This window comes from Streptomyces sp. NBC_01283, assembly GCF_041435335.1.
In the GTDB taxonomy this organism is placed as follows: Bacteria; Actinomycetota; Actinomycetes; order Streptomycetales; family Streptomycetaceae; genus Streptomyces.
In genome coordinates this window covers 529,360-541,725 of record NZ_CP108430.1, presented here as the reverse complement: position 1 = coordinate 541,725, position 12,366 = coordinate 529,360, and the positions used below count along the sequence as shown (strand labels likewise).

The window sequence follows — 12,366 nt, the reverse complement described above, 5'->3', positions numbered from 1 at the left end:
CCGCGCGGGCGCCCGCTGCTGACCGGACCGCTCAGGAGAAGTCCGCGGCGGTGATGCCGTCGGGGTGTCCGGGGGGCCACTCCACCAACTCGATGCGGTAGCCGTCCGGGTCGGTGAGCCACGACGTCTTCGGGCCCGCGGGCCCGCCCGGGTACTGGACAGGCCCCGGCTCCAGGCCGGCGGCGGTCAGCCGCTCCAGGGCGGCGGCCAGTGTGTCCACCTGGATCGCGAGGTGGTCGAAACCTCTGCCCACGTCGACGCGTCCGCCGACGGGACGGTGGACCAGTTCGAGCGAGGCCGCCGGTTCGCCGGGGAACTTGAGGAGCACGAGATGACTCCCGTCCCCGGCGACGACCCTGCCCAGCTCGACGTAGCCCAAGGCGGTGTAGAAGTCGAGCGAGCGGTCCAGGTCGGTGACGCGGTAGGCGACGAAGAGCGTCTTCATGAGGCCTCATCAGGGCGGCGTACCTGGTAGCGGAGGTGCGTGACGTCTCGGTCCCGCAACACTCGGACGAGGTCGAGTTCGATGTGATCACCACCGAGGTGGTCGAAGAGCCGTCGGCCGCCCCCGAGAAGGACCTGAACCAGGTGGATCTCCATCTCGTCGAGCTGCCCGGCTCGCAGGAGCGCTTGGGCCGCGCCCGCCCCATGGACCATGATCGGCCGGTCCCCGGCGGCCGCGCGAGCCTGACGGGCGCAGTCCTCGACGTCGGTGACGAATCGGGCGTGGCCGGGTGGCACGTCCCCCTCGTCCGCATGGTGGGTGAGGACGAAGATCGGCACACCGTCATGGTGGTCACCCTGCCAACGCCCGGCGAGTTCGAAGGTGCGACGGCCTGAGATTACCGCGCCGGTCGCCAGCGCCTCGCGATAAACCTGTCCACTGGGACCGTCGGATTCCCGGTCGTCGAGCCAGTTGAAAAGACGTCCACCGGCGCGTCCGAGCTCCTGGCCCGGCCGATCGTCCGGACCGGCGACGTAGCCGTCGAGCGACATCGACATGTACAGCCGAATCGGATTGCTCATGCTGGCCTTCCTCCCTCTCTCCTCCATGACATGGGGACGCTCCCTCGCCCCGACGGGCGGTTATGTCACGTGGCGGACCTCAGGTAGCAGGCAAACTCATCGGCCCGTGGTGCTGAAGTCACTCCGGCCCTGGAGGGAGCCGGACGGCCCACGGGCGAATGCCACTCGCCGGGGCGCGCGGAGGTCACCTGGCGGGGCGCTCGCCTGACGGAGGCTGCCCGAGATGCGAGGCGAGGACCGCGGCCTGAACGCGGCGCTGGACGCCCAGTTTGGCCAGCAGCCGGGAGATATGGTTCTTCACGGTCTTCTCGGAGAGGTAGAGCTTCTTGCCGATCTCGCGGTTGGTGAGCCCGTCACCGATCAGGGCGAGGATGTCCTGCTCCCGCGGCGACAGGCTCGCCAGTTCCGGGGCGACCGCCGGTGCATCGGCGGGATCCGCCCGCAGGGAGCGCATGAGGCGCGCGGTCGTGGCGGGGTCGAGCATGGACTGGCCGGAAGCGACGGTCCGCACGGCCGAGACCAGGTCGGATCCCTTGATCTGCTTGAGCACATAACCGCTGGCCCCGGCCATGATCGCGTCGAGCAGGGCGTCCTCGTCGTCGAACGAGGTCAGCATCAGGACCGCGAGCTCGGGCATCTGGCTGCGCAGCTCGCGGCACACCGTGATGCCGTCGCCGTCCGGAAGGCGTACGTCGAGGACGGCGACGTGCGGTCGCAGGGCCGGGCCACGCACCAGCGCGTGCTCGACGTTCTCGGCGTCGCCGACCACCGAGATGTCCGGCTCGGCGTCCAGGAGGTCGGACAGGCCGCGTCGTACGACCTCGTGGTCGTCCAGCAGAAAGACCCGGATCGGCTCCTGTTCGGTGAAGGTGCGTGCCTCAGCCATGACGACCCCTTGTTCCCCGGCGACGGACGGACTGCGGGCTGTCCGTGACAACGATCATCACGCGTGGGAGGCTCACGCACTAGGGCCGACTGGGCCCTACACGCCACATCGAGCGCCCTGACCGGCCTCATACCCGTATCAGATCAGGGGACACAGAGACCGGTGGGCAGAAGGCCGCATCCCGTCTTTGCGCCATCGGGCCACGTCACCCCGGCCGACCGTCGCCCCCGCCTTCCCGCGCGTCCGCGTCCGACTCCCACGAGGAGCCGGGCACGGGGTCGCCGAGGTCGAAATCCACGTCCACGACGCCTTCGACGGCCCGGATCAGACGCGCGGCCACGGGGATCAGGGACGCGTCCCGGATGTGACCCGCCAGGGTCACCACGCCATCACGCACCTTGACCCGAACCGAGGGCGTCGGCGCGGGGAAGAGATACGACACCACCTCCCGGCGGATCTCCTCCGCCATCTCCTCGTCGGTGCGCAGGAACACTTTGAGGAGGTCGGCGCGGCTGACGATGCCTTCCAACATGCCCAGCTGGTTGACGACGGGCAGGCGCTTGACCTTGGACTGCGCCATGGTGCGGGCGGCCTGAGCCAGTGGTGTGTCGGCGTGGATGGTGAGGGCCGGGGAGGTCATCAGCTCGCCCGCCGTCAGCGCGCCGGCCTTGGCGAGATCAGCCAGGCGGCGCAGTTGCGTGTAGCGGTCGGGATCGCTGTCGCGGAACTCCTCCTTGGGCAGCAGGTCGGCTTCGGAGACGACGCCGACCACGCGGCCTTCGCCCTCCAGGACCGGCAGCGCACTGACCTTCCAGTCCTGCATCATGCGGACGATCTCCTTGAAGGTCGCCCCGCGGCCGATGGCGGCGACGGTATGGGTCATCACATCGCTCACGATGTGCGGGCTGCCGTGCATGGCCTCTCCTTGTCCTGGTTGCGGGATGCTCCCGGGCGGATTCGGGCAGCCGGTCAGCGGAGGTCGCCGCTGCCGTACGGGGCGTACAGGTCCAGCAGCCGGGTGCGGGCCGAACGCAGGCGGTGAGCGACGATGCCACCCACCCAGTGTGCGACCGCCATGCCGAGTGCCGGATCGTCCTGGCATGCCGAGCGGACGGCGACGGCATCGAACTCGTATGCCCGTACCGGCGTCGTCGTCTCGGCGCCGAGGTGCCACGCGTGGGGAGTGAACTGCCAGGACCAGCCGACGAGTTCGTTGTGGCTGAGGGTCTCGATGACGGCCGCCTTGCGGCCGGGCACGTGCATATCCAGTGCGACAGTTCCGGTGCGGATGATCCAGAACCGGTCGGCTCGTCCGCCTTCCTCGAAGAGGCGTGTGCCCTGAGGAAAGGACACCTCACGCGCCATCCGCATCAACCGCTGCTGGTGTTCGGCGGTCAACGCCCGGACCATGGCGTTCGCGGGGGGCGCGTTCATGATGTACCTCCAGGACGGGTGGACGAATCGGCCACTTCCAGGGTGTCGCCGTGCTGAGGGCGGGAACAGGGGCCACCAGGCCCCACAGCCGACCCGGCCGGCCTAGCGCGGAGGGCCGAAGGGGCCCAGGAAAGGGCTGTGCGGCCCCTGCACGCGCATCCGCTCCTGTACGAGGCTCGCCGGAAGGACAGGCAGAGCGCGATACGGGAGGTGTGCGTGATGCTCCGGCACGTTGTCACGGGGATCGACGGATCCACCGAGAGTCTTGCTGCCGCGCATTGGGCAGCCCGGGAAGCGCTGCGTCGCGGAAGTTCACTGACCGTGGTTCACGGCTGGGTATGGCATCCGCATGCCGGTCCCTCCGTACCTGCCGACAGCCTCCAGCGCGAGTGGGCCGAACAGACTCTGGAACGGGCGGAGAACAGCGTGCGGGCCGCGCACCCGGGACTGCAGATCGCCGCACAACTCGTGGGGGAATCCTCCGTCGCCGCTCTTCTCGCGGCGACGGAGGAGGCGGAGTTGCTGGTGCTGGGCTCACGTGGGCTCGGCGGTGTCATGGGATTCGTGATGGGGTCCGTGTCCCAGAGGGCCATCGCCAAGGCCACGTGCCCCGTCGTACTCGTGCGCGCCGGGGAGAGCGTTGCCGATGAGCATTTCCCGGCCCCGCACGGCATCTCGCCGGACGAGATAGTCGAGACCCCGTACCGCGACGTCGTCCTCGGCCTGGACACCAGCCACCCTTGCGACGGGCTGATCGAGTTCGCCTTCGACTCCGCACGGCGCCGCCATGCAGCACTGCACGCCATCCATGCCTTCGGTGCCGCACCGGATCACGTGTCTGACGGCGGGCCGGTACCGACGTCGGGACGGGAACTGCTCACGGAGAACGAGCGCACGGTGACCGCGGCACTGCGCGCCTGGCGCGAGAAGTATCCCGAAGTCCCCGTGACCGAGACCGTTTGCGAAGGCAGGGCCGCCACCGCCCTGGTCCGCGCGTCCGCCACAGCCGCGCTCGTCGTAGTGGGGCGCCAGCAACGAGACACCCGTGTCGGCATGCACGTCGGCCCGGTTGCGCACGCGGTGCTCCACCACGCGTCCTGTCCCGTCGCGGTGGTCCCGCACGCCTGAGTCCAGGGCTGTGGGACGTGCGATGAGCAGACCTCAGGCGGGCAGTTGCGTGTCGATGACGAAGCTGATCTCGATGACCTGGCCGGGCAAGGTCAGTTCAGTGACGCCCACGACCGTGCTGGCCGGGCGGTGGTCGCCGAAGTATCCCAGGTTGCCTGCCGCCGTCGCCGCGGCGTGCTGCCGCAGGTTCACCACGTACAGGGTCTGCGAGATGACCTGGTTCCGGGTGGCGTCGTAATGGTCCAGGATCCTGTCCATATTGGCGTAGGTCTGCTTGAGCTGGGCGGCGAAGTCGCCCGCGTAGAGGAACTCGCCCGCCTCATCGAACGAGAGCTGTCCGGAGACGTGGATCAGCTCGCCGGACTTGATCGCCTGTGAGTAGCCGAAGTCGCTTTCGGCCGGCACGTCGTAGGTGAAGACATCAACGGTGGCCACAGTGCTGGCCCTTCCTGTTCGCTCTCTTGTAGTTACTCGGAAACTGTAGGAGAGTGAACGTTGACCTGGAAGAACGCACTTTTCGGTGACTGAGGAACCTGATGGTGACCAAGCAGCTGCTCAAGGGCCTGCCGGAAGACGCTGACCTGCGGCGCGCGGACTCCCTGGCGCGGGAGATCTTCTCTGACGTGGCCAACAAATGGGCGCTCCTGATCATCGAGGCGCTCGGCGAGCGCACCCTGCGCTTCAGCGAGCTGCGCAACGAGGTCGAAGGCGTCAGCCACAAGATGCTCACCCAGAACCTGCGCATGCTGGAGCGCAATGGCCTGGTCGACCGGAAGGTGTACCCCACCGTCCCGCCGCGGGTCGAGTACACCCTCACCGAGCCGGGCAGGGCCCTGCGCACCGCTGTCGACGCCATATGCGGCTGGACCCACCAGCACCTCGGTCACATCGAGAGCGCACGCGGGCGTTTCGACGCCTGACGAGCACACGGCGACGTCCTCGCGCGTTGCGCGCAATTCCGCACGGCCAGGCCGTGTTGACGGTGCTGCGAAGAGTTGATCCTCGCGCGGGCGCCGGTGGTCGGGGCGAACGGTGTCCGGGAGCGTTCGTCGCCTTTACTCGGGCAGGCGGGCAAGGATCGCCTCCAGCCCGAAGGTGAAGCGGTCCTCGAAGGCGTCCTGCCGCATGTGCGCGGCGACCCGTTGCAGTGCTGGGTACGTACCGGCGTCCACGGCCTGGGCCAGCCGGTCGTCGGACTGGTCGGGCGCGGCCTGTTCTTCCTGGACCAGACCCAGGAGGAAGTAGATGACCGTCCACACCGTCCAGACTGCCTGTTCCTCGTCCGCTCCCGCTTCCAGCAGGGCGTCGACGAGGCGGTCGGCGAAACGCAGCGTGTGCGGCTCGGCCGGGTAGGTCCCGGTCACCAGGGCGGCGCCGTCGCGGTGCGCGAGCAGCGCTCGCCGGTATCGGCAAGCCAGTTCCCGCGCCCGCTGCCGCGGCTGGGAGGGCAGGCCCTCGTAGCCGATTCCGCCCACGACCGCGTCGGCCATGAGCTCCAGCATTCGCGCCTTGGTCTTGACGTGCCACAGGACGGTGTTCATGCGCACCCCCAGGCTGTCGGCCACCGCCCGGGTCGACAAGCCCTCCAGTCCCCGGTCCTCCAGCACCCGCAGTGCCGCATCGACCACGGCCGTGCGCGTGAGCTGGCCTGCGGCGTCTTCCCTGCCTTGCTTCTTGGTCACTGACCTAGTTTACTTCAGAACAGGTCTTGGTCGCTGACCAAGGCGATGGATGAAGGGGAAGAATCATGAACTACCAGGTCGCCGTCGCCGGAGGCGGGCCTGTCGGCCTGTGGCTGGCCGCCGAACTGCGCCGCTGCGGAATCACCGTTGCGGTCATCGAAACGCGCACCGAGCGCGACACCCGCTCCCGCGCCCTGACCGTGCACCCCCGCACCATCGAGACGTTCGCCTCCCGCGACGTGCATCACCCCTTCATCACCGAGGGCATGCCGCTGCCCGGCGGGCACTTCGGCGCACTGGACTCCCGGCTGGACTTCCGCCGCCTGTCCAGCCCCTTTCCGTACACGCTCGCCCTGCCGCAGGAGCGCACCGAGGCCCTGCTGGAGCAGCAGGCTCTCGAACTGGGGGCGACGATCCTGCGCGGTCACGAGGTCACCGGACTGAGCGAGGGGCCGGACGGCGTCCGCGTCCAGATCCAGGCCCCCGACGGCCCCTTCACCATGGAGGCGGCCTACCTGGTGGGCTGCGATGGCGCACGCAGCACCGTGCGCGGCGCGGCCGGCATCGACTTCCCCGGCACGCCGTCCACCGTGCTCGGCTGGCTCGGCGACGTCATCCTCGATGCGCCCCCGGCCCCCGGCCACAGCTACTTCGGGCCGGCAGGCAGCCTGATGGCCGTCCCGATGCCCGGCGGCCTCCACCGCATCGTCGGCATCACCCCCCGCGACATCACCACCACCTGGCCCGGCGACCTGACCCTGGAGGAACTGCGCGATAAGGTCATCACCATGGCCGGGACCGACTTCGGCATGCGCGATCCCGTCTGGCTCTCCCGCTTCGGCAACGCCACCCGCCTGGCCGCCCAGTACCGCAACGGCCGCGTCTTCCTCGCCGGTGACGCCGCCCACCAGCACTTCCCCGCCGGCGGAGTCGGCATGAACGTCGGTATCCAGGACGCCGCCAACCTCGCCTGGAAGCTCGCCGCCACCCTCAACGACTGGGCCCCCGACGCGCTCCTGGACACGTACCACGCCGAACGCCACCCCGTCGGCGTCACCCTCACCGAAACCAGCCGCGCCCAAGTCGCCCTCATGACCGCCTTCACCCCAGAAGGACTCGCCCTGCGCAGCCTGCTCAGCCAACTGATCACCACCCTGCCCGAGCTCAACGACCGCCTCGCCGCACAGGTCAGTTCCCTCGACGTCACCTACCCCCCGAGCGCGCCCGGCGCCCAGCAACTGACCGGGACCCGCGCCGACGGCCTCGCCGTTGACGACACCAGCCTGTTCGCCCTGCTGCGCGCCGACAGCCACCTGCTGCTCGACCTCACCAGCAGCCCGGACAAGCCCCTCCACCACCTCGTCCGGCCCGGCCTGCGCGTGCACACCGGCACCCCGCACCTGCTCCCGGCCCACTGGTCCGGCATACGCGCCGCCCTCATTCGCCCCGACGGCCACGTCGCCTGGGCAAGCGCGGAGGACCACGACACCACCCTCGTCGACGACCTCACCACCATCCTCACCACCACCCACCGGACGTAATCCGGCCCATGCACGCCCACCCTGAGAAGGCCCGGTGTCCGAGCTCAGACACCAGCCGCAAAGTAGGTCGCAGGTAGCAGGACGCGCCCCGCTTCGCGCCGGGCGAGCACGAGTTCGCCGTCACCACCGCCGCCCGACGCCTCGCCAGCGGGCGGCGTCTGTGGCCGAATCTCGGTAGTACGTCGGCGAGGGCCTGGGCCCGTTACACAACCCTTCCCGTGGATGGCACTCAGTGTCACAGTGTGGGCATGACTTCTCCCATCATCTCGGGGGCCTCGCAGGCTTGGGCGGCACTGGGTGCCGATTCTTCGCTGCTCGACCGGGTGTCCTACGGCGGTCCATCCGGAGGGCTGCCTGCGCGGCTGCCCGTCATGGAGCTGGCGCGGGCCACCGTCGCGGTGTGCTCGCTCGCGGCCGCCGAGCTCACTTCCGTACGCACGGGGCGCCCCGTGCCCCGCGTGCGGGTCGATGACGAGGCAGTGGCGACGGCGTTCCTCAGCGACCGGTTGGTGCGGGTCGACGGGCGAGCGTGGTCGACCTTCTCGCCCCTGTCCCGGTTCTGGCGGGCGACCGATGGATGGGTTCGTACGCACGCCAACTACCCGCATCACCGGGCCCGACTGCTCGCCGCGCTCGGGGTGCCGGAGTACGCCGACGAGGAGGCGGTGGACGCGGTATCCCAGGCGATCGCAGGGCTTACCGCGCTAGAAGTGGAGGAGACCGTGTACGCGGCGGGCGGTTTGGCCGTCGCGGCGCGCGGCCCCGAGGCCTGGGCCAAGAGCGAGCAGGGGGTCATGGCTGCCGGGCAGCCGCTGCTGACGACGGCGCGCATCGATGATGCCCCGGATCGACTGCTCGCTAATGCCGCCCTGCCGTGCGCGGGGCTGCGCGTCCTGGATCTGACCCGAGTACTGGCCGGACCGGTCGCCACCCGAACAATTGCGTTGCTCGGCGCTGACGTGCTGCGGATCGACGCACCACAGCTGCCAGAGAGTCAGGAGGCCCACAACGACACAGGGATGGGGAAACGCTCGACCACCTTGGACCTGCGCCAGGCCGCCGACCGTAGGCTCTTCGAGGAACTGCTCGATGCGGCAGACGTGGTGGTCACCGGTTACCGGCCGGGCGCGCTGGAACGGTTCGGACTGACGCCCGAGGCGCTCGCCGAGCGCCGTCCAGGTCTCGTCATCGCCCAGCTCTCCGCGTGGGGCCGTTACGGGCCGTGGCGCGAGCGGCGCGGCTTTGACAGCTTGGTCCAGGTGGCCACCGGCATCGCCGTGCTGGAGGGCTCGCCGGACTCGCCCGGTACTCTGCCCGCCCAGGCGCTCGACCACGGCACCGGCTATCTCCTCGCGGCCGGTGTCCTGCGCGCGCTCACCGAGCAGCACCGCACGGGCGGCACCCGGCTGGTCCGCCTGGCGTTGGCGCAGACCGCGCACTGGCTGGTCCACGACCTGGCACCCGCTCCGGGCGAGGATGAGGGCTTCGACGCCGAACACTGGCTGACCGAGACCGACACCCCCATGGGCCGACTGCGGCACGCGCTGCCGCCGGTGTCGTACGACGGGGGCCCGGCGAACTGGGCACGTCCGCCGGGCCCATGGGGAACGGACGCCCCGGTCTGGGGCGGCGCCTGACGCATACCTTCGAGGCGTGCGCCCGCCACACCGATGCAGTTGTCTCACGGCCGCCGGGAGATCGAACTCGCCGTGCTCGCCAACGAACTCCAGGCAGGTTGATCGATGCCGAAGCACGCGGGTTCGCCGAGGAGACGGTGATGGTCGTCCTGACGGAAGTGGACCGCCCGTTGTGGGACGCCAGGACTGTCGACGAGCGCGTACTCAGCGAACTCCGCCGCCACTGCCCGGGGGCAACGGACCTCTGAGCGGGGCACTTCACACAGGGCGGAGCCATAGGCGGAACGAGGCCACGGTGACTGTCTCATGGAAGACGTACGCCTTCTCCTCGTAGCGCGTGGTGATGGCTCGGAAGTTCTTGAACCTGTTCATGGTCCGCTCGACTTCGTTGCGGCGCGAGGAGTACGCCCTATCGTCCCCCGGCATGGTCGGGTCGGGGGCGCGGTCGCCCTCCAGCCTGCCGGGGCACCGGATCTCTTCCGACGCGGGAGCACCAGCGATGCCCTCCTCTGGCCGGGCGTGATGACAGACCCGTCGTAAGCCCAGCTATGTACGCGTCCACCGTCCGCAGGACGCTCGCTTGCCTCCATGGGCCGACCGGCCCCAGATCACGTCCGCTCAGCCCATCGGCCCCGCCCCGGCTCCGTCGGATGCTCGAAGCGTCGACTCCGGAAGAGGGTGCGGGGGAGGGCTGAGTACAAGGACGGCCTGCTGACCATCAGGGTTCCGGACAGCAGTTGGACTTCGGAGCGGCGCTCGTCACCCATCGGTTCGATCTGCACGAAATGCGGGAGGTGTCATGGCCGGTCGCGGGCGGGTGGGATGAGTGACCAGGCGGATGTAGCGTCCGACGGCCTTCCGGGCCAGGCGGGACAGTCCGCTGATGCGTGGCCGCCTTGGTGGACGGTGATACGTGGCCTCCTGCGGAACAGCGATAACGGGGCACCGGGCGTGACGCAGCACGCGACCGAGCACCGAGCCGAGCGGCGATCGGCGCGCATGGCGATGACTCCGGAGCCCCACAATCAGCCCGAGTGAATGCGCGGACTCCTGGGCCAGCACGTGCGCCACGGGGCCGTGGAGCAGCGCGTGATGGACCTTCACGGCTGGATGAAGGGTCTGCAGACCGGCCACGGTTTCCGAAAGCAGGCGGCGGCATTCACGCAGAGCCGCCCGCTCGTCCAGCACACCTGGGATCGGGGGATGCCACACGTGTACTACACGGAGTTCGGCACCGTGGTCTGCGGCCCTTGCGAATCCATGGTGGAGGGCGGCTGCGGAGGGTCGGCGTCCGAACCAGGCGACATCTGTACCAACGACGAAGAACGGCTGGTGACCACGTTGACCGTGGTGGGCGTGTTCGGGCACGACTGCAACCGGACACGGTGCGTGAGCTATGACAGCCAGGGCGTCGCGCCGTGGGCCGAAGGGGCTTCCGCGCCGATTGGGTCGCTGCGAGTCGAAGACCAAAGTGGTGGCGGTGCGGGCCTGTTCGCGAAGAACCGAAACAGGTGCGTCTGTGGCCAGCAGTGTGGAGACCTCCACCTGGGGGTGCCGGTTCTTCACGAAGGAGACGGCGTCGTGGAGAGTCTCTTCCGCGGTGTCAGAGGCTCGTTGTCCGGAAATGTGCGCGGGCTCTGTCGGCTTCCGGTGAGCCGAATGCCCTTGGGCGAAGACCAGTTGGAGTGGCAGGCTGAGCCGTAAGGCCTCATCGGCTCCCCAGGCCAAGGCGTGGCGGCGGGACGGGTCGGCATCAACCCTGACCACGATAGGTGCGCGCACGGCTGCCATGGCCTTCTCCGTCGTCGTCTCGGCGCCGGACCGCACAGGTCGGATCCGAAGGGCGAGCTCGTTCGCGACACTGCCATTCCCGGGCACCGGTGATTGAGGCGGTACGTGTGCCCGAAGAGGGCAACGTTTACGCATCATTGGCTTGTCGCGGTGGTCGAGTCCTGAGGCTTGTCAGCCCCCAACAGTCGGCGGAGACCGGGGGAGGGGCCGGGACCGGAACGCTGCCACCGTAGAGCGCGCGGCCAGGCCTGGCCAAGGTCGTTCTCGGTCAGCGTGCTCACGGTATACGACAAGGGACCACGCGGCCTGCATCTGACACACATGAACCAACTCAACGCCGATCTGCTGGAGTTCGTCAGCGGAACGGTGAAGTAGTTGAAGCAGTCGTCTCCGCATCGACGTCCGGCCCTGAGAAAGTAGGTCTCCCCGTACCCCCTGGAAGGCACGGCATGCTGAACCGGTTGCTTTACCGAGGTCCATCAATGGAAGTCCTGCATGAGGAGTATGCAAAGAAGAGGCGTCTGCGTACCGAGGAGTCCATGGGCGGACCGTTCCTCATCCTGTTCTTCTCTGACGCCAAACTGCACACGGCCCTGGAGAAGTGGCTGAAGGGCCTCAAGAAGGCAGTCGAAGCGTGAGAGTCGCCAAGCCGGGTCCCGTGAAGGACCGCAAATGGACCCCGCTCACCATCGCCAACGCGGCACTGGCCCTCGCCCTGGAGGGCGGGCTCCTGGTGTCACTGTTTCTCTGGGGCATGGCCACCGGTCCGGGCACCCTCTCCGGGATCGTCATCGGCGTGGCGAGCGCGGCCCTGGCGGCAGTGGTGTGGGGGACGTTCCTCGCGGCCGGGGGACCGAAGATCCCGCTGCCGGTCGGCCCGGAGATCATCATCAAGCTGGCGGTCTTCGGCGTGGCCGCATTCTCCCTTTCCGGCTTCGGGCACGGCACCCTGGGACTGGTCTTCGCGGGGCTCGCGGTGATCAGCGTCGCGGTGGAGTACACGGCAGTGGCTCCACCGGCGGAGCCCGGAGTGACGCCTCCCGAGGGTTCCTAGGTTGGACTTCAACTCGTACGTCTGTGAGGGCGCCGCTGCCGTGGGCGGAATCTGCGTATGAGGTGTGGCTCGGCAGCACGGCGCAGCCCCAGGACGTGGACTCGGCTGATCGAAACCACGTCGTTGTTGGAGGACCTCACTTCCCTGTATCCGTCCAGCCGGAGCGGTCCTGTTACCTTCGCCCGTC

Annotated in this window: 14 protein-coding genes and 1 pseudogene; 6 read left to right on the top strand and 9 right to left on the bottom strand. The window is 68.9% G+C overall.

The window, feature by feature from the left end:
• Positions 1 to 31: 31 nt before the first annotated feature.
• The 5 genes from OG302_RS02420 to OG302_RS02400 all read right to left on the bottom strand — a co-directional run bounded on the left by OG302_RS02420 (position 32) and on the right by OG302_RS02400 (position 3,346).
• Positions 32 to 445, bottom strand: a complete 414-nt coding sequence (locus tag OG302_RS02420; RefSeq protein ID WP_371525112.1) for a VOC family protein — start codon at positions 443 to 445, stop codon at positions 32 to 34.
• Entirely contained in the window at positions 442 to 1,026 is a 585-nt protein-coding gene (locus OG302_RS02415) for a dihydrofolate reductase family protein (protein WP_371525110.1), read from the bottom strand. Before OG302_RS02415 ends, OG302_RS02420 begins: the two co-directional genes overlap by 4 nt.
• A gap of 184 nt (positions 1,027 to 1,210) precedes the next feature.
• Entirely contained in the window at positions 1,211 to 1,912 is a 702-nt protein-coding gene (locus OG302_RS02410) for a response regulator (protein ID WP_371525109.1), read from the bottom strand.
• A gap of 205 nt (positions 1,913 to 2,117) precedes the next feature.
• Positions 2,118 to 2,828, bottom strand: coding sequence for a CBS domain-containing protein (locus OG302_RS02405; protein WP_371525108.1), 711 nt, complete (start codon positions 2,826 to 2,828; stop codon positions 2,118 to 2,120).
• A 53-nt stretch (positions 2,829 to 2,881) separates the two neighbouring features.
• Positions 2,882 to 3,346 (bottom strand): Crp/Fnr family transcriptional regulator, encoded by a 465-nt coding sequence (locus OG302_RS02400; protein ID WP_371525107.1) that lies wholly within the window; start codon positions 3,344 to 3,346, stop codon positions 2,882 to 2,884.
• A 219-nt stretch (positions 3,347 to 3,565) separates the two neighbouring features.
• Between OG302_RS02400 and OG302_RS02395 the strand changes: the two genes are divergently transcribed.
• Entirely contained in the window at positions 3,566 to 4,474 is a 909-nt protein-coding gene (locus OG302_RS02395; RefSeq protein WP_371525106.1) for a universal stress protein, read from the top strand.
• A gap of 33 nt (positions 4,475 to 4,507) precedes the next feature.
• On the opposite strand, the gene OG302_RS02390 is transcribed toward OG302_RS02395, so the two are convergent.
• Positions 4,508 to 4,909 carry a RidA family protein gene (locus OG302_RS02390; RefSeq protein WP_371525105.1) on the bottom strand — a complete coding sequence of 134 codons (402 nt, stop codon included), beginning with the start codon at positions 4,907 to 4,909 and terminating at the stop codon, positions 4,508 to 4,510.
• A 101-nt stretch (positions 4,910 to 5,010) separates the two neighbouring features.
• Here OG302_RS02390 and OG302_RS02385 point away from each other — a divergent pair, with 101 nt between their 5' ends.
• Positions 5,011 to 5,394, top strand: coding sequence for a winged helix-turn-helix transcriptional regulator (locus OG302_RS02385; RefSeq protein ID WP_371525104.1), 384 nt, complete (start codon positions 5,011 to 5,013; stop codon positions 5,392 to 5,394).
• 135 nt (positions 5,395 to 5,529) lie between these two features.
• Here the strand turns inward: OG302_RS02385 and OG302_RS02380 are convergent, their stop codons facing one another.
• Positions 5,530 to 6,156: a TetR/AcrR family transcriptional regulator C-terminal domain-containing protein gene (locus tag OG302_RS02380; RefSeq protein ID WP_371525103.1), complete on the bottom strand. Its 627-nt coding sequence runs from the start codon at positions 6,154 to 6,156 to the stop codon at positions 5,530 to 5,532.
• Between the two features lie 65 nt (positions 6,157 to 6,221).
• On the opposite strand from OG302_RS02380, the gene OG302_RS02375 reads away from it, so the two are divergent.
• Together OG302_RS02375 and OG302_RS02370 are read left to right on the top strand one after the other, a co-directional pair.
• Complete coding sequence (locus OG302_RS02375) at positions 6,222 to 7,697, top strand: FAD-dependent monooxygenase (RefSeq protein ID WP_371525102.1); 1,476 nt, start codon at positions 6,222 to 6,224, stop codon at positions 7,695 to 7,697.
• 248 nt (positions 7,698 to 7,945) lie between these two features.
• The gene (locus tag OG302_RS02370) at positions 7,946 to 9,334 is read left to right on the top strand and encodes a CoA transferase (protein ID WP_371525101.1); all 1,389 of its coding nucleotides are present in this window, start codon (positions 7,946 to 7,948) and stop codon (positions 9,332 to 9,334) included.
• 258 nt (positions 9,335 to 9,592) lie between these two features.
• Here OG302_RS02370 and OG302_RS02365 read toward each other — a convergent pair.
• Together OG302_RS02365 and OG302_RS02360 are read right to left on the bottom strand one after the other, a co-directional pair.
• Positions 9,593 to 9,803, bottom strand: a pseudogene (locus tag OG302_RS02365) (IS5/IS1182 family transposase); the annotation flags it as partial.
• Between the two features lie 290 nt (positions 9,804 to 10,093).
• On the bottom strand, positions 10,094 to 11,125 hold the full coding sequence (locus OG302_RS02360) for a universal stress protein (RefSeq protein ID WP_371525100.1): 1,032 nt from the start codon (positions 11,123 to 11,125) through the stop codon (positions 10,094 to 10,096).
• 482 nt (positions 11,126 to 11,607) lie between these two features.
• On the opposite strand from OG302_RS02360, the gene OG302_RS02355 reads away from it, so the two are divergent.
• Together OG302_RS02355 and OG302_RS02350 are read left to right on the top strand one after the other, a co-directional pair.
• On the top strand, positions 11,608 to 11,763 hold the full coding sequence (locus OG302_RS02355) for a hypothetical protein (protein ID WP_371525099.1): 156 nt from the start codon (positions 11,608 to 11,610) through the stop codon (positions 11,761 to 11,763).
• The gene (locus OG302_RS02350) at positions 11,760 to 12,179 is read left to right on the top strand and encodes a YrdB family protein (RefSeq protein WP_371525098.1); all 420 of its coding nucleotides are present in this window, start codon (positions 11,760 to 11,762) and stop codon (positions 12,177 to 12,179) included. Before OG302_RS02355 ends, OG302_RS02350 begins: the two co-directional genes overlap by 4 nt.
• Positions 12,180 to 12,366: the final 187 nt, after the last annotated feature.